19 protein-coding genes are annotated in these 20,393 nt (G+C 60.0%); 9 read left to right on the top strand and 10 right to left on the bottom strand.

The genetic code is table 11. From position 1 onward, the window contains the following. Positions 1-4: 4 nt before the first annotated feature. Both KIH81_RS05285 and KIH81_RS05280 read right to left on the bottom strand, forming a co-directional pair. Positions 5-1,246 carry a type II toxin-antitoxin system HipA family toxin gene (locus KIH81_RS05285; protein WP_214304405.1) on the bottom strand — a complete coding sequence of 414 codons (1,242 nt, stop codon included), beginning with the start codon at positions 1,244-1,246 and terminating at the stop codon, positions 5-7. A 29-nt stretch (positions 1,247-1,275) separates the two neighbouring features. Then, positions 1,276-1,569 carry a hypothetical protein gene (locus KIH81_RS05280; RefSeq protein WP_214304404.1) on the bottom strand — a complete coding sequence of 98 codons (294 nt, stop codon included), beginning with the start codon at positions 1,567-1,569 and terminating at the stop codon, positions 1,276-1,278. 306 nt (positions 1,570-1,875) lie between these two features. Here KIH81_RS05280 and KIH81_RS05275 point away from each other — a divergent pair, with 306 nt between their 5' ends. From KIH81_RS05275 to KIH81_RS05265, 3 genes are all read left to right on the top strand, one after another. Next, entirely contained in the window at positions 1,876-4,488 is a 2,613-nt protein-coding gene (locus KIH81_RS05275; protein ID WP_214304403.1) for an LPXTG cell wall anchor domain-containing protein, read from the top strand. Between the two features lie 40 nt (positions 4,489-4,528). Further along, positions 4,529-4,732 carry a hypothetical protein gene (locus tag KIH81_RS05270; RefSeq protein WP_214304402.1) on the top strand — a complete coding sequence of 68 codons (204 nt, stop codon included), beginning with the start codon at positions 4,529-4,531 and terminating at the stop codon, positions 4,730-4,732. A gap of 61 nt (positions 4,733-4,793) precedes the next feature. After that, complete coding sequence (locus KIH81_RS05265; RefSeq protein ID WP_214304401.1) at positions 4,794-5,645, top strand: VirB6/TrbL-like conjugal transfer protein, CD1112 family; 852 nt, start codon at positions 4,794-4,796, stop codon at positions 5,643-5,645. Here the strand turns inward: KIH81_RS05265 and KIH81_RS05260 are convergent. Further along, positions 5,535-6,569, bottom strand: coding sequence for a LysR family transcriptional regulator (locus tag KIH81_RS05260; RefSeq protein ID WP_214304400.1), 1,035 nt, complete (start codon positions 6,567-6,569; stop codon positions 5,535-5,537). The genes KIH81_RS05265 and KIH81_RS05260 overlap by 111 nt on opposite strands. Positions 6,570-6,708: 139 nt before the next feature. Here KIH81_RS05260 and KIH81_RS05255 point away from each other — a divergent pair, with 139 nt between their 5' ends. Further along, entirely contained in the window at positions 6,709-7,455 is a 747-nt protein-coding gene (locus tag KIH81_RS05255; RefSeq protein ID WP_214304399.1) for a LytR/AlgR family response regulator transcription factor, read from the top strand. A gap of 199 nt (positions 7,456-7,654) precedes the next feature. After that, a complete protein-coding gene (locus tag KIH81_RS05250) occupies positions 7,655-10,621 on the top strand; it encodes a glycoside hydrolase family 3 N-terminal domain-containing protein (protein WP_214304398.1) in 2,967 nt (988 codons plus the stop codon). 297 nt (positions 10,622-10,918) lie between these two features. Here KIH81_RS05250 and KIH81_RS05245 read toward each other — a convergent pair whose 3' ends face one another. The 6 genes from KIH81_RS05245 to KIH81_RS05220 all read right to left on the bottom strand — a co-directional run bounded on the left by KIH81_RS05245 (position 10,919) and on the right by KIH81_RS05220 (position 15,100). Further along, positions 10,919-11,086, bottom strand: coding sequence for a hypothetical protein (locus KIH81_RS05245; protein WP_214304397.1), 168 nt, complete (start codon positions 11,084-11,086; stop codon positions 10,919-10,921). Positions 11,087-11,208: 122 nt separating this feature from the next. Next, the gene (locus KIH81_RS05240; RefSeq protein ID WP_214304396.1) at positions 11,209-12,015 is read right to left on the bottom strand and encodes a hypothetical protein; all 807 of its coding nucleotides are present in this window, start codon (positions 12,013-12,015) and stop codon (positions 11,209-11,211) included. After that, positions 12,012-13,028: a DNA-processing protein DprA gene (locus tag KIH81_RS05235; protein WP_214304395.1), complete on the bottom strand. Its 1,017-nt coding sequence runs from the start codon at positions 13,026-13,028 to the stop codon at positions 12,012-12,014. The genes KIH81_RS05240 and KIH81_RS05235 overlap by 4 nt, the downstream gene beginning before the upstream one ends. Positions 13,029-13,278: 250 nt before the next feature. Continuing rightward, the gene (locus KIH81_RS05230) at positions 13,279-13,788 is read right to left on the bottom strand and encodes a hypothetical protein (protein WP_214304394.1); all 510 of its coding nucleotides are present in this window, start codon (positions 13,786-13,788) and stop codon (positions 13,279-13,281) included. Between the two features lie 22 nt (positions 13,789-13,810). Continuing rightward, a complete protein-coding gene (locus KIH81_RS05225) occupies positions 13,811-14,488 on the bottom strand; it encodes a hypothetical protein (protein ID WP_214304393.1) in 678 nt (225 codons plus the stop codon). Between the two features lie 15 nt (positions 14,489-14,503). Next, positions 14,504-15,100 (bottom strand): helix-turn-helix domain-containing protein, encoded by a 597-nt coding sequence (locus KIH81_RS05220; protein WP_214304392.1) that lies wholly within the window; start codon positions 15,098-15,100, stop codon positions 14,504-14,506. A 94-nt stretch (positions 15,101-15,194) separates the two neighbouring features. On the opposite strand from KIH81_RS05220, the gene KIH81_RS05215 reads away from it, so the two are divergent. Then, the gene (locus KIH81_RS05215) at positions 15,195-15,548 is read left to right on the top strand and encodes a hypothetical protein (RefSeq protein ID WP_214304391.1); all 354 of its coding nucleotides are present in this window, start codon (positions 15,195-15,197) and stop codon (positions 15,546-15,548) included. Positions 15,549-15,817: 269 nt separating this feature from the next. Here the strand turns inward: KIH81_RS05215 and KIH81_RS05210 are convergent, their stop codons facing one another. Next, complete coding sequence (locus tag KIH81_RS05210) at positions 15,818-16,078, bottom strand: type II toxin-antitoxin system RelB/DinJ family antitoxin (protein WP_214304390.1); 261 nt, start codon at positions 16,076-16,078, stop codon at positions 15,818-15,820. 287 nt (positions 16,079-16,365) lie between these two features. Between KIH81_RS05210 and KIH81_RS05205 the strand changes: the two genes are divergently transcribed. From KIH81_RS05205 to KIH81_RS12260, 3 genes are all read left to right on the top strand, one after another. Beyond that, the gene (locus KIH81_RS05205; RefSeq protein WP_214304389.1) at positions 16,366-16,722 is read left to right on the top strand and encodes a PrgI family protein; all 357 of its coding nucleotides are present in this window, start codon (positions 16,366-16,368) and stop codon (positions 16,720-16,722) included. Positions 16,723-16,728: 6 nt separating this feature from the next. Beyond that, the gene (locus KIH81_RS05200) at positions 16,729-19,062 is read left to right on the top strand and encodes a VirB4-like conjugal transfer ATPase, CD1110 family (RefSeq protein WP_214304388.1); all 2,334 of its coding nucleotides are present in this window, start codon (positions 16,729-16,731) and stop codon (positions 19,060-19,062) included. Between the two features lie 630 nt (positions 19,063-19,692). Then, positions 19,693-20,379 (top strand): CHAP domain-containing protein, encoded by a 687-nt coding sequence (locus tag KIH81_RS12260; protein ID WP_338024739.1) that lies wholly within the window; start codon positions 19,693-19,695, stop codon positions 20,377-20,379. The last annotated feature ends 14 nt before the right edge of the window (positions 20,380-20,393 follow it).

Below are 20,393 nucleotides of genomic sequence, written 5' to 3'. Positions count from 1 at the left end.
CGTTTCAGGCGGCGATTTGTCGAAGCCGGTCCACGGCCGATTCGAAGCAGCTTCTCATCATGTCGATGGAAGAGGCATTGATTCCGTTGGACAATGCGACGAGCTGCCAATGCTCCAAACTGTCGGCCATGGATGCCGCCATGGCCCGCGCCTGCTCGGCGGTGAGACGGAAATAGTCGGCGTATTCCATCGCCAGCGCTATGCTCGCGGACCGGTCGTCGAACCCTATGGGCGAGTTCAGCAGCTTGGGGTTGTCTCCGGGCGTGGGATTGACGTCGAATGCCGGGGACAGGCGCCATCCTTTGCTCGATGGCTCATAGAGGAAACCATGGTTGCGCATGTGGTTGTCCGTGTTGCCGATCGCGCATGAGAACAAGGCCCTGAGCCAGAGCTGTCGTATGTCGGATTCCGGTTTCGCGCCGTATTCCTCAAGGAACTCCACCAGTTCCAGATAGGAGTAATGGTCGCCGTCCCGGCCCTGCACCGCGGTCAATCCGCTGATATACGGCAGGCGGTTCCCGTCATTCCGGTCGAACCGTTCCACGATCAGCACGGAACGGCCCCGCACCCTCAACAGTCGGGTATGGGGCACGGTGATGCCGGCATCGGCCGCAAGCTGGAGTGCGGTACGTTCCCATGCGCAGACGTCATCCAGCAGGCTTTCGTCGGCCTTCGGGAATTTGGCGATGCACAGGTCGCCCTGCTCGGTACGGACGGAGGCCTTGGGGCGGGCGCCGCCCAGACTGGAGCCGGCGGCGAGCAGGTCGCGGATGTCCGCATTCATGTCCTGCACCGCAAGGTCGGCCTCGGTCAACAACTGCGGAATGGTCACCTCCCGGGGCACGCCATGCTCGCTTGGCGCCAGCGCGATCCCGTCCTCGTTCCAGAAGCGCAGCGCACCCTGTCGGGTTTCGTCGTTGACCGACAGGAGCAGGTCGCCCTCGAAGAGGGTCCGAGCCGTCCTCTGCTCCGACCGCGCCTCCTGCCGTTCCGCGCGCAGCATGAGGTTGCGTCCCCAGCGGTCCGGCATGCAGTCCTGAAATACCCGGTGCATCGTGTTCTGCTTGGCGTGGAACGCGCCGGGCGACAACGGCATGTCGGGGCAGAGAGGAATGGCGTCGCCGGAACGCAGATAGTCCGCGTCATACATGAACGTCGCGGACTCGATGCCCCGCCTGACCGTCGTGAACAGTTTTCCTACACGGACGTCCTTGCCTTGGATCTGCAGCGTGACGCTCGTCTCCATCGATGTCTCCTACTTTTCCTCGGTCGGTCTTATCTGATGCGCTTGGGGGTGTCCTCGTCGGCACGGAGGCGTCCGATGTCCGTATTGAGCGGATCGGTCGCATCCTGCACCGCGTCGAGCATGTCGAGCAGGCGCGCGACGCGCAGGAAACTCTCCAGACTGCCCTCGCCCCTGCGCAGCAGTTTCGTCACGGTCGGCACGGACAGGCCGGCACGTTCGGCGAGCAGCGCCATGGGAATACGCTGCTGCCGTCTCGCCAGATCAAGATTCGCGGCTATCCGACGTTGCGCGCGACCGACTGGAATCGGTGTCCTTGTGGGCAATCTTCGTCTCCCTGAAAGTGATTGGAATCTGTTTACATTAAAGAATACCTGTTTTTAGGAAGATAACCTAAATATATCTTTATGTTATCTTCCTATTCCGTATAACGGTAGCCCGAAAACATGGTCGGGACCATGGGCCATGCGGTGGAACGGCATACTGAGTGCGTGCGGTGGGGCCAACGGTGGCCCCGAAAAATCGGTCCGCACGGTCCATATCGATCCCCTGAGGTGGCCGGAACCGCCCTCGTGCGTCTTCGGCCACCTCCTTTCCCGGGTGATATGGAGTCCCTACGGAGGGTGCAGCGCATGGGCGTGAAGGGAACGATGAAGAAGACGTGGTGCGCACTGACGGCTGCGACGGTGGCGATATGCCTTCTGGCCGGGCCGGCCGTGGCGTCGTCGCTGGAGGTTCCGGACGGCGGCAGCGAGGACGGGACCGGAATCGTGGATGGTTCCGATCGCATGACCCGCGAACAGGACGTCGTCGGCGATGATGGGTCAACGAGTGATAACGGCCGTGATGGGTACGGTCCGGACGCCGGGGAATCGGACGCCGTTTTGCCGGGTGACGGCGATCATGCCATCACGCCGTTCGCGGTCGGCTTCTACCCGCCGAACAAGGCATGGGTACGCATGGGTGACGACGGTGCATGGCAGATGGTCACCGATTCGGAACGGGGCAATCAGGCCGGTGCCAACGGCCAGAGCTTCTTCAACGGCGACAGGGTCGCGGCCGCGGTCAACATGACGATCCAATCCGTGGATTGGAGCACGGAGGACCGTCTGGAACTGGCCGACGACTGGGGTCTCGTGGACCGGTATCTCGACCCGGCCGATACGGGCGAGGTCAGGGTGTACGCCCTTGCATTGGACTCCTACCGGGAACCGTCAACGGACGGCATCAACACCATCGGCGAGGACGTGACCGACCGCTTCGAGGTCACCGTGGAAGGCACGGTGACCCGGGCCGTGGCGACGGTCGATTACCTGGAGGAACTCAACGCCCGCACCAGTCCGATGCAGTTCTCCATGCTCGTGCCGTTCGTGGTGAACTTCGACGTTGCCGCAGACCTGCTTGAGGACCGGAACGAGTCCGGGACGGGAAACGGGGATTCCGATCGCAACACCTGCGCCGACGGGGATATGGCGTTGGCCAACAAGGCGGGCGTGTGGTGGGAGGACCAGGATTACTGGGAGACCAACGAGCCGGTCCTGTGCATCGTGCGTCCCGAACTCGTCAAGGACGTGAAACCGATCGATACGGAGGTCGAAGCGGAGGACACCGACGATGGTGGCTCGGCGGACGATACCGATGCCGAAGCGAAGCCGAGCATCAATGGCAAGGCCGTGCTGCCCGGCCAGAGAGTCTCCTATGAACTCGAACTGCACGTGGACGCGGCATCGGACTATGTGCTGGAACGTCTGGAACTGACGGACGACTACGATCCGCGCACCACCCCGGACCGGGACAGCCTGACGTTGACGGCACGAGACGAGACTGTCGGAGACGCCACGGAGAACGACGTGACGACGATACCGGCCGAGGCATATACGGCCGACTGGGATGAAACGGGACACCGGTTCACCGTCCGTTTCCATCGAGAATGGCTGGATGAGAACTGGGAGCCCGCCGTACCGCACCGGGTGCTGTTGACGTTCGACGCCATGGTCCGGACCGACATCGACTGGTCCTCCGAGCCCGACGACGGGGACGGTCCGCGCATCGAGAACCGGGGATGGGCTTCGCTCAACAACGGCAGGGTCACATCCAACGTAGTGGACAATCCGGTGCTCACGCTCGACCCGTACAAGGACGTGAGCGTCGAGGTCGGTTCCGAAAGCGCCGACGGCATGAGCATCTACCGGGGCCAGACGTTCCTATACCAACTCAACTCTTCCATCCTGGCCGTGGATCGCGCGTATCCGACCGTGTCCTCATGGCACATCGACGACGACTTCGACGAGACCGGCGACACGTACACCGGCCAATGGGCCGTGTACGCCGTTGAAGACCTGCATAACACGGACGGAACCGTGTTGGCGGCCAAAGGCATGCGCATCGCCGGCAGCGGCTTCGACTCCACGCCGTTTGGCGGCGAACTGTTCACCCTTGAGATGGGCGAGGGCATGTTCTCCGTCTCCGCCACCGAACGGTATCTCGCATTGGTGTCCACCGACGGCATGCATCCGCAGGCCTGGCGCGCCTACGTGCAGTTCACGCGCGTGAAAGCTGGCGAGTTCGCGAACACGTTCATCGAAACACTGGATGGGGCACGGCGTCCATCGAACACGGTGACCACCGTCACCCCGGAACGATCGCCGTCCATCAGCATCGAGAAATTCGACGAAGCGTCCGGACCGGAGGCAGGGGACAGGGACGGGACCGAGGATGCGTTGGCATTGGACGGCGGTGACGTGACGATCGTGTTCCGCGTCACCAATACGGGGGACGTGCCGTTGACCGCATTAGAGCTGTCCGACGAGACGGTGGCCGGCGACGGCGAGGTTACGGAACTCTCCTATCCCGACGATTGGGAGACGCTGACGTTGGCGCCCGGCGAATCAGTGGACGTCAGGGGAGTGCTGCGCGGCGTGTCCGCGACGCACACGGACCGTGCCACGGTCGAGGCCTCGCCGGTCATCGAATGTCTGCCGCATGACGACGACCCGTTCGACGACATACCGGCCCAGCCGGCGGCCCCGGACGAGATCTGCACCGATACGCCGGTCGAAAGCGAACCGGACGACTGGAACGCCTACGTGCCTGAAACGCCGGTCACGCCGGAGACGCCATCCGTGAGACTGCCGCATACAGGTGGTGACGTGGTGTGGCTCATGATGCTCGGCGGTGCGGCCACACTGGTTGGCGGCATCATGCTGGCGGTGCTGCACAGGAGAAAGGCGTCATCTGGCGCATAGGGCGTCAGGATGCGGAAAACCAAGGAAAAGGGGAATCATCATGGAAACGATCAACACGATACTGCAGCTCCTGCAGAAGGCCGCGGTGCTCGGTGGCGGCATCTGGAGCGTCTGGGGCGCGATCACGCTGGCCGGAGGGTTGAAGGACCATTCCGGGCCGCAGACACAGTCCGGCATCTGGCAGCTCGTCGGCGGCGCGGTCATCATCACGGCCGCGGCGCTGTTCGCCAACCTGAGCTTCTGAATATCGAGCAGTAAACGAACATTCTAAATATATTGAATAGTCACACAGGGAGTGAATCGTCATGTCGGGTCTGATGGAACCCTGCGTCAACATGCTCAACGCGATCGGCGGCGGCATCGACGGGACCATACTGGACCGCCTCGCCTTGGGGCCCGCCGAATTCTCGGCAAGCATGTACGGCATGACGTCCACGGTGCACGCGGTCGCCGTCAAACCGGTCGCCGCCACCGTGGCCAGCATCGTGTTCACGCTCGAACTGGCGCGCGCATCGGCCAGGGCGGACGGCGACCGGGAGCTCGGGGTCCGGATCATCGGCACCGTGCTCCTGAAATGCGCGCTGGTGCTCCTGTTCGCCCAGCACGCCGGCCTGATCCTGCAAGGCATCGACGGCATCACCTCGACCATCGTCAAGGCCATGTTCGGCGTGCTGTCCAACGCATCAGGCGTCGAAAGCCAGCTGCTCGGCGACCAGATGCGTGCGGCCATCGAGGACGCCGGCGTCGTGGGGCAGGCCGGGCTCATGGTGCTGGTGCTCATCCCCTTCTTCGTCTCGCAGGTCGCGGGCGTGGTCCTGCTCGCGGTGGTGTACATGCGGTTCATGCAGATCTACATGCTCTCCTGTTTCGCGTCGCTGCCGGTCGTGTTCATGGCCAGCGACCACACGAGATCCATGGGTATCGGCTACCTGCGCCGCTACGGCCAGGCATCCTTCCAGGCCATCACCCTGACCGTGGGCGTGGTCCTGTACCGCGCGTTCATCGGCGAGGCCCTGACCTTGGACGGCTATGTGGAGGGCTCAGACCTATGGCAGTACGTGATCTCGAACTTCGGCACGCTGATGCTGGGCGCCATCATGCTCGGCTGTCTGGTCATGGTCTCCTCCGCCACGGCCAAGGCGGTGTTCGGGGAGTGATGGCGAATGGGCTTGCGGGCTAGTTCCGTCTTCCTTTTCGATGAGTGAGACGAAATTCCGTATCGCGCTCGATGCGTTTTTCGGATAAATCAGCCCATATGAGACGGAGAATTCCCAATCGACGGATATGGTGTGCAGCATCGGATGGACGTCTCTCCAATGATTCAGCGTCACCAGAACCATGTTGTCTTGTATGCATCGGTTGAAGACACTGATGCCGTAATAGGCGGATGTGGAGACCACCTCGATTTCCGGATGGTTTTCCGTGAGCCAACGTCTCAATGCGTCGGGGCCGGAATGGTTGCCTGGTGCCGGCAACAGGAGTTGTTCCCCTTTCAAATCATCTACTCCGACGTGTTCTGTTCCGGCCAAGCGATGTCCCTCCGGGACCGCGATGCACATGCGATCCTGTTCCAGGGTCAGGGTTTCGTAAGGGTGTACGGCATTTCCGTAAGGGCCGATCATCACGTCGAAGTCGCGTCCGATGTTGGCGAATGTCCGGGAGATGGTGCGTTCGTTGTCGTCGAATGAGATGATGCTAAGTCTGTAGCGTTCCGCCTTATGTTTCGTCTCGCTCTGGTTGGTGATCCGGTTCCATCTGTCCAAGAGCGGCTTGCACGGGTACAGGACCGAAGTCCCGATGCGAATCTCCTCGACGTGGCTTGCATCGGCCTGCCGTGCATGTTCACGGGCTTTTTCCGACATCGAGACGAGACGCAGGGCGTCGTGGTGGAAAACCTTGCCGGCATCCGTGAGCCGTATGCCTGTCGAACCACGTTCCAGAAGTCTGACTCCGACATAGGCTTCCAGACGATTGATCTGATTCATGACCGCGGTGGGGGAGATGTACAGCTTCTCCGAAGCCTTGGTGAAACTGCCGCTTTGCGTCACTTGAATGAATACGTCTATAGCGGGATCGAGCATGCACTTCTCCTCTATCGGATTTCCTCGTATCAAGTCTAGCTTGATGCGGGCATGGGTATATCCGCTATTCCGCAGACGGCTTCATACGGCTATATAGAGGCATATAGGTTCGTGGCGAGGACATTGCAAGGAGGATAGCATGGTGAATGAAGACAATGGCATCGGTGATTCGTCCGCCACCCTGCGTGTATGCGTGGTCGACGACGAACAGTCGATTCGCGATGCCATGGAAGAGCATCTTGAACGGTACCGGTCGGAACATGGTATAGGAATCAAAATCGACATGTACTCGGACGGTGAATCCTTGTTGCGTGAATATCGTTCGGATTGCGATCTCATTCTGCTGGACGTGGAGATGGGAAGCGTGGACGGCTTCGAAACGGCCCGCATGATACGCAATATCGATAATGGCGTGAGTATCGTATTCGTCACCAACATGTCCCAGATGGCCATCCGGGGATACGAGGTGAATGCGTTGAGTTATCTGGTCAAGCCGGTTCCGTATTTCGCTCTCGAACGTGAGCTTGACCGTTGTCTAAACATCAAGGAGCACCGTATACGCGATACGTCGGTCATGGTGAGTGTCCCGGGCGGACTGGCTCGTGTGTCTGTCGGGGATATTCTCTATCTGGAAAGCGGCAAAAGACACCGCATTCTGCTTCATACCCTGCAGAGCACCTATGAATTCAACGGTTCGTTGCGCGGATTCCAGGACCAACTGCCGGAGAACGACTTCTATTCCTGCAACTCTTGCTATCTGGTCAATATGAGGCATGTGGTTTCGGTCAAAGACAGCGAATGCGTGGTCTATGGAGGCGATGTGCTGGAAATCTCGCGGCGGAGGCGTCGCGGGTTTCTTCAGAGCCTGGGCAATCGGATTTCATAAGAATTCGCGTCGCGACTGTAGCCGTATTTCTGGGAGACCCTAGGCACGTCCATTTAGGAAGGCAAACAATCCGTTCTTGCCAATCATCCATGAGCCGGTCGGTCGCGATGATGCAATGGTCCTATCGCCATGAAGATGTGGCGGAATCCCGGTGAGGATTCACCGGTTTCAGGGATGACAACCGAGAAGGAGAACCCCGATGATCGACATCAACTGGAGTGATGTGATTAATGTATTGCGGTCGGTAACGCCGCATCTGATAGCGGTCGGAATAGTGCTTTTGTTGGCGCTCATCGTGACCGTTGCGGTGAACCGTCGTACGGTGCAGCAGGTCGCGGTGCGCAAACTGGTGCATTCGCAGGCATGGCTCGTAGCATTCGTGGCGTTCCTTGTGGCGGTCAGCATGATGCTGTTCGGCCCGCTTTCCACGTTGCTTACCAGCGCCACCGCCGAGAAGCACGTGCTGTCCTCGACCACTGAGGCGCAGGCGAAGAAGCTCGGCGTCGAGGTGCAGCGCGAGGCGGTCACCCTCCTGAAGAACGATGATTCCAATCTTCCTCTGTCTAACAAGAAGGTCAACGTGTTCGGCTGGAGTTCCACCAACCCCGTGTACGGTGGCACGGGAGCCGGCGCGCTGTCCGATACGTATCCGACCGTGTCGTTGCTGGACGGGTTCAAGCAGGCCGGCCTGGAAACGAACACCGAGCTGAGCGACATGTACGTCAAGTACCGTGCCGACCGTCCGAGCGTGAACATGTGGATCCAGGACTGGACCCAGCCCGAGGTTCCGGCCGCGCAGTACTCCGATGAGATGATTTCCAACGCGAAGGCGTTCTCCGACGAAGCGGTAATCGTGCTGGCCAGGGTCGGTGGAGAGCACGCCGATCTTCCCACCGAGATGAGGCCCAACGGCAAGACCGGACTGAGCGATTCCGCGGAATACGAGCGTACCCACAACTGGTCCAAGAAGCCCACCGGCATCAAATACGAGGACAACTCCACCGAGTATCCCGATTATCAAGAAGGTCAGCACCTGCTTCAGCTGAGCCAGACGGAAAAGGATCTCGTGGACCTGGTCACCAAGAACTTCGATAAGGTGACCGTCATCTACAACGGCGCGAACGCCTTCCAGTTCGACTTCCTCAAGGACCATCCGCAGATCAAGTCCGTGGTATGGTGCCCGCCTGCGGGCCAGACCGGCTTCGTGGCCCTCGGCGAGATCATGGCCGGCAAGGTCAACCCCTCCGGCAAGTCCGCGGACACCTTCGTCACCGACCTGACCAAGTCCCCGACATGGAACAACTTCGGAGACTTCACGTACGACAACATGGATGAGTTCCAGATCCCGGCCGACGACACGTTCATGGCCACCGCGCGACCCACCTTCACCCGGTACGTGGAAGGCATCTACGTCGGTTACAAGTTCTATGAGACAGCCGGCGAGGAAGGCCTCATCGACTACGACAACGAGGTCGCCTTCCCGTTCGGACACGGCCTGTCCTACACCACGTTCAAACAGGATATGGGCAACGTGCATGTAACCGATGACGGCAAAGTCACCTTCGACGTGACCGTGACCAACACGGGCGATGTGGCAGGCAAGGACGTGGTCGAGGTCTACTACAACCCGCCCTACACCAACGGCGGCATCGAAAAGTCAAGCGTGAACCTGATCGCATTCGACAAGACCAAGAAACTGGCCCCCGGCGAATCCGAAAAGCTGACCATGACTTTCAACGAGGAGGACATGGCCTCCTACGACTACAAGAACGCCAAGGCCTATGTCCTCGAGTCCGGCGATTACGGCATCTCGATTCGTTCCGACGCCCATACGGTCATCGAGGAACAGACCGTGAACGTGCCCAAGACCATCACCTATGACCAGTCCGATCCGCGTTCCACTGACAAGACCGCGGCCACCAACCAGTTCGACGATGCCGAGGGAGATGTGACCTACCTTTCCCGTGCCGACCATTTCGCCAACTACGACAAGGCCACCGCGGCTCCGGCCAGCATGTCCATGCCGGAGGCGGACAAGGCCAAATTCGTCAACAACGGCAACTACGATCCGGCCGACCATGACAATGCCGACGACGCCATGCCCACCACCGGGGCGGACAACGGCATCAAACTTGCCGACCTGTATGGAGCTGATTATGACGACGAACGTTGGGATCAGCTGCTGGACGAGCTGACCGTCGATGACATGGAGAACCTCATCGCCATGGGCGGCTATGGCACGCAGGCCATCGACAAGATCGGCAAGATCTTCATGTTCGACCTGGATGGCTCCGCCGCGCTGAACAACAACTTCACCGGTGTCGGCTCCATCGGCTTCTCCTCGGCGGTCGCGTTCGCCTGCACCTGGAACACCGACCTCGCGGACCGGTTCGGTGCCATGATTGGCGACATGTCCCACGACATGGACTCCTCCGGCTGGTACGCCCCCTCGATGAACATCCACCGTTCGGCGTTCTCCGGCCGCAACTACGAGTACTTCTCCGAGGACGGTCTGCTCTCCGGAGTCATGGCCGCCCATGAAATCGCCGCAGCCAAGGACAAGGGCGTGTACTCGTTCATGAAGCACTTTGCCTTGAACGACCAGGAAACCAACCGATGGTCGATGCTGTGCACCTGGTCCAACGAGCAGGCGATTCGCGAGATCTACCTCAAGCCCTTCGAACTGAGCGTCAAGGATGGCGGTGCGCAGGCTGTGATGAGCGCCTACAACTACATTGGAATCACATATGCGGGTGCTTACTCGCCGCTGCTCAACACCGTGCTCCGTGACGAATGGGGCTTCCACGGCATGGTCCTGACAGACTATTTCGGAGGCTTCGGCTACCAGAATTCTGACCAGATCATCCGCAATGGCGGCGACGTGATGCTCGCCACGACGAACATCACCAACCACGTCTCCGACAAGTCCGCCACCTCGGTGATCGCGATGCGCCAGGCGGCGAAGAACATCCTGTACACCACCGCCAACAGCTACCACTACGCGAATGGCGATCCGAAGTCCCAGACGCCCGTTTGGATTACAATCACCATCGTCATGGATGCGGTCTGCGGCCTGCTGATCGCCGGACTCGAAGTCCTGGCCATCCGTCGATACCTTGGTCGTCGTAAGGCCATCGTCACGGTAGAGAGTTCAGACGAACAGTGATGGATAAGAATCAATAATCAGGATTTCGGAAAGTCGCTGTGATTGGCCTGTGTTGTGGATTACCGGACTGCAGTAAACCAGTACGGTAATCCACAACACAGGCCAATCATTGGTAAGGCCTGCATGCCTAGGCCCAAGCCTCGGAGCCTTCGGGAAACTGCGATCCCTTGACCCACCGGCCGTCAATTTGACGGTTCGGTGGTACGGGATCAGTACAAGAGAAACTGGTGAATCGCGGCTGATCGGACTTGTCAGCGAAACGAAAACGAACTAGCACCCTGTCGTTTCGTCCGCAGCTCAGGCGTAAACCTGTTCGCACGGCGACGGGACAGTACCCGTCTCCGTTTCGGATGACTTGCCGAGAAATTCCAGCACATCCTGCGACAGGGGCGCATCGCACAAGCGCAGATAGTCGTATTCGGCACTGTCCTTGTCCACTGTGTACAAATCAGTGAGGTTTACCATGACACGCCTCCTTCCTGTTGGAAACATGCTACCGCAAGCCGTAGTTCGTCACCAAGGGCCTTGCCGGCGCGGATTATACCTTGGGCCAAATGGGGATGCACCTTATACGGGAGTAATGAATGTCAGGGCAATTCGACTTTCCGGTGCCAGGGGCAGTATCCGCCTGTGTAGCGGACGCCCCGCATGAATGACTTCGTCAGGCCTTTGCCCAGGGTGTCGAGATATCGGGTGTTGGCGATGCGGGCGACGCAGTAGATCGATACCTGCGCCGCGCCTTCCAGCTTCAGCCGGACTGCCGCGGATTGGACGGTGCCTCCGGTCACCCAGGTGTCGTCGATGAGTAGCACGTTGTCGGAGAGAAGTCGTCTATCGGCTGAATTGGCCAGAGCGAAGGCGTTCGGATCCAGGAAGCGTTGCTTCGGTTGACGGGATGCAAGGCGGATTTCGGGAAGATTCGGCAATAGACCGCTGATGATGGCATGCAGGGGATGCTCCTGATCGAAACGCGGGGAACTGCGGGTGGAGGGCACCATCGCCCAGCCGCTGAGCGGCAGGTCCGCCAGTTCGTTCAGGCATTGGACGTGGCCGATGATGGCGAGGGCCAGGATGGCCTGTATGTTCCTGCGATAGTCGGGGGAGACAGGACATGGCTCCTTGTACCCGTACATCATCTTCAACGTCTGGCTATCGGGGTCGGTCGCATAGACGCCGCAGGCGACGCGATCGGCCAGTTTGCCATCCAGTCCGATTGCATGCGCCTGGTGTGCGATCATTTCGCAGCTGCGGCAATCGTGGTAGGAGGGGTTCTTGAATCCTCCGCAAACAGGGCAAAGGAGATCGCTCTTCGATTCGTACCGCACGGTCTGCAGGTAGCTTCCCGCCATGGAATCGAGGATGCGGTCAAGATCCAGTCCGTACCGGCTGATCATCCGACCGGCTCCATATGAATGAGACGGCTGATGGCCAGTTCGAGGTCCGAGCCGAGATGGAGCAGCTTCAGCAGGATGTCATGCACCTCATCGACCGATGATGCCACGTATACTCCGGGTCGGTCGATGAGCTCACGGCCCCAGTGTGTGCCGGTGGCCACCGTGTCACGCAGGATGACGGGACGTCCGTGCCGCTGCGCCTGACGTGCCTGGATGCGCGTACCGGAGTATTCCCCGGCCTCCACGATCACGGTCGCGACGCCGTAGCCGCTCATGGAGGCGTTGCGCATGGGGAACGTATGCTTGGAAGGCCCCTGCTGCGGCCAGAACTGGGAGAACACCAGCCCCCGCCGTGCGATTTCGCGCTGCAGCGCCTCGTTCTCCCGCGGATACTGACGGGTGATGCCGGTACCGATGAACGCCACGGTCCGCCCGTCTTCGGCCAACGCTTGGCGATGCGCGGCCGTGTCGATGCCGGTCGCGAGCCCGGCGATCACCGAAAAATCGATGGATACCAGCATGGATGCCGTGTCCCGGGCGAACCTGAGGGCTTCCCCCGACGCCTCACGCGATCCCACGACGCTCACGCCGAGCTCGTCCTGCACCATGGTGCCGTCGGCGAACAGGAACGGCGGCATGTCCGCAACCTCCCGCAACCGGTTCGGATACCGGTCATCCAGCACCGAAACGAAATCAAGCCCCTGATCGCGCCATTCAGCCACTTCCCGGCGCGCGTCATCCAAAGCGTGGGAAAGCTGCATCCGTCGCAGATCGGTGGGAGGAATCTCGGCCTCATCGAAAAGGGATGGCTCGTCGTCGGGTTCCGTCCGGTTCCCGTCCTCGACAAGCGGATTGTTGGCGGGATCCATCTCATGCGCGAGCACTGTTGAGGCACTGCCGTTGCGGGCCACCCTGTTCGCGACGGACGACCACGTGTCATGTTCGGCGTCGATGGTCCTGAGCAACGCCACCAACGCAGCGTTCTCCTCCATCAGCCGATCCGATCCGTTCATGACATGCTCCCGCTGGGTCATTCGTATGAGCCATCAGTCTACTGGTGCGGCGTTACCGCAGCGGATGATGATGCCGCGAATGACGTTTTCTCGACAAATGAATGTGTATAAAGGAATAGATATTAATAATTATTTGAGTATTTATATCATGTGTCATCAATACTTCGACACCATAATCTTTATGGGATTCAGCAACATCCCCACCCAGATTGCGGACGTGGATTGAAAGAGGCTGAAGATTGGTCGACATTCAGAGAATCATGGTCTTCGACCACCTGTCATACCCGTCGGCGCGCGGGGTCGGTCCATCATTTGGATGGACCGAAAGCATCCTGATACGTCCATCGGTCACTTCCACGGTTACTCTTACCAGATCCCTGTCCTGCATGGCGGCGAGATGCCTCACCATATGACCGACGGAGGGGAACAGCAGGTACCGTATGCGCGTATCCGCGGAACTGGCGGGATTGGCGATGAACAACAGATCGCTCTGATCGCAGGGTACCGCTAGCCAGTGTTGACGCTCCCAACGGCCACGTGCATGGCCCAGCAGGAACGCGGTGACCGCCGCAATCAACAACGTGACGGTAATGCCCATTATTGCATCCTGATTCCCCTCGGACGCGGCATGTAGGAAGTTGAGCGCCAGTCGGAGATCCAACGTCATGCCAAGAGCCAGGCCGATGACCACATGTGGCTTGAACGTCCGGCGGCGATACTGTTTCGATGCGAGCTTGGCGCTGCCGTCAACCCAATCCATAAATTCTCCTCTACTTTTTTGCTCATTGCCGTTCCGTCGGAACGTTGTTCCACGGCTCCGTATATGCCTCGACTTTGCGGATCAGCATGCCCACAGCCTTGTTGGCTTCTTTGAGGCGTACATATGGTCTGCTCAGATGCTCTGGATGAATGCCGTAGTTGCATACTTGCACTGCCTCCATCAGCAGATTCCGCTCATCTTGCGTAAGATATGGCCCGCAAAGTTCGATGAGGTCACGCAGGGGCAGACCTGGATATGGCTGGTCGAGGTTGCGGTCGAGGATGCAGCGCACGCCCCGCTCGATGGACTGCCGGACATCGGTGGCCACCTCGCCGTACAGCATGCGCAATCTGCTTCGGTCGGTTTCCTCACGTGTCTCCTCAAGCCGCTGATAGGCCAACGACCACGCCGACTCCATGTATCTCACCTGTTCGTCGTAATCAAGAACTTGCACTTCGGTTCTATAATCCCAGTTCGGTCTCGAGCCGACATGGATGATTGGCCTGTATGGCCTCACGACAACGGATGGCTCAGGCTCGACGACGATTGACGTGGCAGCGGCTTTGCCGTTTTCCCGAACCGCGGTTTTCCGGCAATCGGATAGTTCCGACGTCCGCAGCTGCAAAGCGGAATTAATCGTGTTGACCATGGATAACGCGAGCTGCAGGCCGATGTTTAGTGTGGTCTGGCTGATTTGCATCTTATTTCCCTTATATTATCTATCTTGCTCGGCTTCCTTCGGAATCTCTGTTCCGTTCACCGGGGTGACGATTTTTCTGGCTTGTCTGACCTTTTCCCGATTCTGTTCGACCTCGAGCGTCAGCAATCTGATGAGTGTCTCCTTGGCTTGAATTTCGTGTTCCCATTGGGTGATCTGTTGTTCCAAGGATTCCCGCAATTCCGTTGTCTTGACGGTTTTAATATCGCCCTCAATAGTCGGTTTCCCGCCTGTGGCCTGTTTTTGGAACGGCTTCATCAGATATTGTTCCATGAACCTGCCTGCCGCCTCCGCCACCTGCACGGCGGTTTTGCCCATGTTCTCCGCGAGTTCGTTGGTGGTGTCGTCCAATGCGTCGGCCATGTCATTCAGCGTCGAAATCACTGCTTTTCCCATTATCCGGTACTTGGACGAGCCTTGGGAAAAGCTGCGGATGCCTTTCTCTGTAATCCGGTATCCCGTCTTGTTGGACGCCTTGTAGGCATGGAGGTATCCGTGTCTTATCCATCTCCGGACCGTCTCTTCGTTCACGTGGAATGCCTGCGCGACCTCTTCGACGCTGTATGTTTTTTCTGCCGGCGGCTTATCGGCCATCGCACACCTCTTAATGCTACATGTTGACGCTTATGTTGAGAAATAATACTATAAATGTAGCAATAGAGTCGTGTTTGTATTAAAAGAAAGGTACATGATGGTCTCAACCGAACTCATTCAGCCGGTCGACGATCTATTCATCGAAGGATGGTCCGCCGATGCCATCACGCATGGGCTCAAAGAAGTCGGTGGAGGCAACATGGGTGAGGGGGTCCGTCGCATCGCCCAGACGGCTTTCGATGCGGGACGTATCCGTGGGTTCTCCGAGGGGCGGGTGTGCGGCATAACCACTGGCAGGATGCAAGGTGCCGTCATCACCGGATTGGCATTCGTGGGGATTGGCGCAGTCGCCTATTTTCTTGTGCCCGGGATCAGGAGGAACGGAGATTCCGAAGACGGGGGTCGAGAGAATGAAGAGTCACAGCAGACGTCAACGAACTCCAACTGACCTTTTCGTCATCTTCATGTGTCGTGAAGGCGCTCCTCGTCGCGCTTTTTGAGTGTTGTTTTGTGACGTGGACAGAAAGGCTGTTCCACAGCTTTTCCGTCTGTCATGCCTCTATGCCGTGAAGTTCTGATCTGCGGTGGCTGAAGCGGTCATGCATCCGCTTTGTTTTCTCCTTTTGGCGTGGCAACGGCCATCAGTAGAGCTGGTTGTGCGAGCCGGTACTGTTCGACGCCAGTTGCAGCTCGTCGTGCTCGATGAGATAGATGGATTTAAGCATCCATCAGGTCCTTCATCAGATCGTTCGCCGACGAGAACGACGCGCCTTCGCGGGCATCCGCCTGACGACGTGCCTCCACGTTCAGCGGGTTCTCGCGCGTGGCGCGGAACGGCATGCCGTTATCCGTCAACGACTGGCGCAGGAACATGTTCAATGCGGTTGACAGGTCCAAGCCCATCGACTCGTACAGCTCCTTCGCCTGCTGCTTGACCTGCGGATCGGTCCGGAAGCTAATCGTTGCCTTGACGGCCATCACGCACCTCCTATTGAACATGCCAGTGTATGAACAGTGTAATTACAAACGTAAGTATAGAAAGTCCGGTAACGCCGATGGCTTGATTCCCATTGACACCGGCATTGCGCATTATGCCGCCATTTCATGGGCGCGAACCTTGGCCGTGCTGCTGGTCATGATTCATCCGAAACGCATGGGGGACCACCGGTTCTCCGGAGATGTGCGAGGGTCGGAGGGTGAACCGTATCGGCCGGCTGGCCGATGGTCTTTCCTTATTGGGCGGAAGCGGGGGAGGGGAGGCGACGATGACGTTGGAGATCCGCGTATACAAGGAGATCACGGCCACCGAGGCCCGGGTCATGTGGGGTATGAGCTGGAGGCAATTGGCCGCAGCCGCGATGATGGGCGTGCTATCGGTCGCGGTATGGCTGCTGTTCTGGAAGGTGCTTGGCCTGCCCGGAATCGGCCAGTATGTGGTGTTTGTGGTGGATGTGCCGTTGGCGGCGTGGGGTTGGCTTCGGCCGAAGGGCCTGAAGCCCGAGGTGTGGCTCCGCTATATGCTGTCCCATAGGTTCGGACAGCGTCTGTTCCTCCTCGACGGTCCTGCACACAGGACCGTGCCCGTGCGGTCGGACCGTACGCGGATGAGTGAACGGGGATGAACCATCATGTCACGCAAGGAACGAAGGAAGCGCGAACGCGACTACCGGACCGCCAAGGACCTCATCGGCTACGAGGCCATGCTGGAGAACGGCATCGCGTACCTGGGCGGCGATAGGTGGAGCATCACCCTGCGCCTGTCGGACATCAACTACGAAATGGCCACACGGGAACGACAGATGCAACTGGTGGGCATGTGGGCCGAAATCCTGAACACGTTCGACGGATCCACACGGGTCGAGATCACCTGCAGAACCCGTACCCTGGGCCAGCAGGACATCGCCCGCATGGTCAGCATGCGGCTCGACGGCGGGCCCTTCGACCAGTTGCGCGGCGAATGCAACCGGCTCGCGTTGAAGAAACTCGGCGAACGGTCCCGCAACGCCGTCACCGACAAATACCTGACCCTGTCCATCGAGGAGGAGGACCGGGAACGGGCGTGCGCGACGCTGAACCGACTGGCCAGAAGCGCCGCCAGCCAACTCGCCCCTCTGGATGGCTGCCGTGCCGTCCCGTTGAATCGCGGGGAACGGCTGCGATTGCTCGCCTCGATCCTGAGACCGGACGAACCGTTCCGGTATGACGGCCGGCTCATCGAGGCGGGCCGCGCGGCCTCCAAGGATTTCATCACGCCATGGGGCGTCGAGGCCTCCGATGCCAAGGAACTGCGGTTCTCGAACGCGGATGGCGAGACGATGATGCGCGTGCTGTGGATCCGCGATTTCCCGCCGATCATGTCCGACAGACTCATCGGGGAGATGACCGGCATCAAGACGGACGTCATCGTATCCATACATCTGAGCCCGTTCGACCGGAGCGAAGGCGCTGCACTGGTGGATCGCAAGATCGCCGAAATGGACATGCAGCGCTTGGAGGAGCGCCGCCGCAACATCCGACAGCACATCCCGGCCGACGAGATCTCAGCCGAACTGCGCGACTCACTGGAGGAGGCCAACAGCCTTCGGGACGAAATGCGGCAGTCCAACGAGCGGCTCGTGAACACGGTGGCCGTGATCGCCGTCTTCGCCAGGGAACAGTCCACGCTCGACCAGCGTGTCAAGGATGTGATGGCGGCATGCCGCAAACTCTCCTGCACGACCGAGAGTCTGGCCTATATGCAGCTCGACGGACTGAACGCCATGCTGCCGTTGGGCATGAACCCGCTGCCGATGCGACGCACGCTGACCACGAGCGGCGCGGCGATCCTCATTCCGTTCTCCACCCAGGAGATCATGGACGAGCAGGGCGTGTTCTACGGAATCAACGCGCGCAGCGGCAACGCGCTCATGGTCGACCGGACACGCACCACACTGAACGCGAACGGGTTCATCCTCGGCACCACGGGAAGCGGCAAGTCTCAGGCCGCGAAGATGGAGATGACCTCCCTGTTCCTCACCCGTCCCCAGGACGAAATCCTCATCGTGGACCCGGAACACGAATACGCCCCGTTGTGCGGCGCTTTGCATGGTGCGCGCGTGACGATCAGCGCGGGATCCAAGGACCGCATCAACCCGATGGACATCGTGCTCGACTCCACGCTTGACGATGATCCCATCCGGACCAAGACCAATATGGTCGTCTCCGTGATCGGATCATTGGTGGGCGGCTCCGACGGGCTCGATGCCGCGGAACGTTCCATCGTGGACCGGTGCGCGCTTGGCCTGTACCGCGAATACCGCAACAATCCGGCCCTGCCGCAGCCCACTTTGGCTGACCTGTATCGCAGGCTCGCGTCCAGCAACGAGCCGGAGGCGCGGGGATTGGCGTTGAGCCTCGAATCGTACACGCTCGGCAGCCTGTCGGGCTTCGCCGGCCAGACCTCCGTGGACACATCCAACCGGTTCACCGTGTTCGACGTGGCCGCATTGGAAGGGGAGCTCAAGACGTTCGGGATGATGGTCGTGCTCGACCATCTGTGGAACCGGGTCGCCCGAAACCGGAAAGCCAACCGGCGCACCTGGATCTACGTGGATGAGTTCCACCGCATGTTCTCCCACGAATACGCCTCCAGACAGTTCCTCGACATGTTCAAACGCGCCCGCAAATGGGGTCTCGGCATGACCGGCATCACGCAGAACATCGAGGAACTGCTCGTCAGCCAGGAGGCAAGGTTCATGCTCGCCAACTCGGACTTCCTGCTGCTCATGAACCAGACGCCCACCGACGCGGCAAGGCTGGCCGACATGTGGCACTTGTCGCCTGAACTGAAGGAACGGCTGGGCGGGTCACGTCCCGGCGAGGGGCTGCTTAAGGCCGGTGAGGTGTTCATCCCGTTCGACGGACGGATCGATACCGATTCGATGCCCTATCGCTTGTTCACCACCAAGTTCGGGGAACGGTGAGCGGTGCTGGTCCGGTTCATCGGAGAAACGCATGACACGGCTGCTGCCCGGTTCATGGCCGGTTTCGAAACGAACGGCCTGGTTGCCGGATTTCGGGGACGATTCCGTGACGGAGCTTCCGTATTCACGGCGGGAATCACTTCACGTGAGCTTGGTTTCCGCGGTGTCGCCAAAGGCAGAAGCGGTAAAGGTGCTGTCGTTCGAGGATCAGAGATTACCGACTCTATGCGGGGACGTGTCCGGCGTGACTTTCGTTCCGCCGGCATCGATGACGATGACGATGCAGGCACTTCGGTAGCGGGAATGACGGAGGATAGCATCGGATCCGCCATACGATTCGCCGGGCACGGCGAGCATTCCATTGCCGGACCGGCGTCTGACATGACCGGCACCGGGACGGGTATCTCGCCTCATGCCGGTCGCTCGGGTTTGGCGCGCTTCGGCAAGGTGGAGGCGTCGGCGCACGGTGGGCCCGGGCATTCTATGTCTTCGATGCCGGGTGGGTTACGGCCCCTGTCCTCTCATGGTGAGTTCGGCGGTTCCCGTATGAAGGTCGGAGGCCGGAACTTTGCCGGTGTTGTCGGGCATCGTGGCGCCAAGACGGGTGCCCGTGGCGCGGCGACGCGGGGTGTGCGGCAGATTTCCGGCATGGCCGGCAAGGTCTCGGGCGGCCTGTCACGTCTGGGCCGTGCGGCGGCCGAGATGGGCAGGCGCATGACCGCCGCGCTCATATCGTCGGTTGGCGGCATGGTAGGCGTGCCGATGATGGTGCTCGTGGCGGGACTTATCGCCGTCATCGCGATGATGGGCGCGCTGCTGGCATGGCTGCCGGGGTTCGAGTCCTCCGGTTGCGAGGAAGATAGCGGTGACTGCGTCGCATGGGGAGAGACCATGGGATCGCTTGACCCGGTGCTGGCGATGAAGGAGAACGGGACCGTGGATGTGGAGGCCATGGACCTTCCGTCGATCACCTCATATGAACGTTGGCAGTGCACCTGGTGGGCCGCCGCACGCCGCGAACAGATCGGCAGACCGGTCGACCCGTGGATGGGCGACGGGCACATGTGGTCCGGCAGCGCGCGACGGTTCGGCTATCCGACGGACAAGACCCCGCGCCCCGGAGACGTGATGGTGTTCCAGAAGGGCGTATTGGGCGCGGATCCCACCTATGGGCATGTGGCGATCGTTGAGGAGGTAAGGGAGGACGGGTCGATCGTGATTTCCGAAAGCGGCGTGGGGTTCGGCATCGTCGCCCTGCGCGAATTCACGGCCGAAATGCTGCGAGATTATCGCGACGGCATCGACTTCATCCATTGACCCGATGCGTGCTT

This window comes from Bifidobacterium miconisargentati (assembly GCF_019331675.1).
Lineage (GTDB): Bacteria > Actinomycetota > Actinomycetes > Actinomycetales > Bifidobacteriaceae > Bifidobacterium > Bifidobacterium miconisargentati.
Note: the sequence above shows the minus strand (reverse complement) of the source record. Positions and strands in the feature narration are given on the sequence as shown.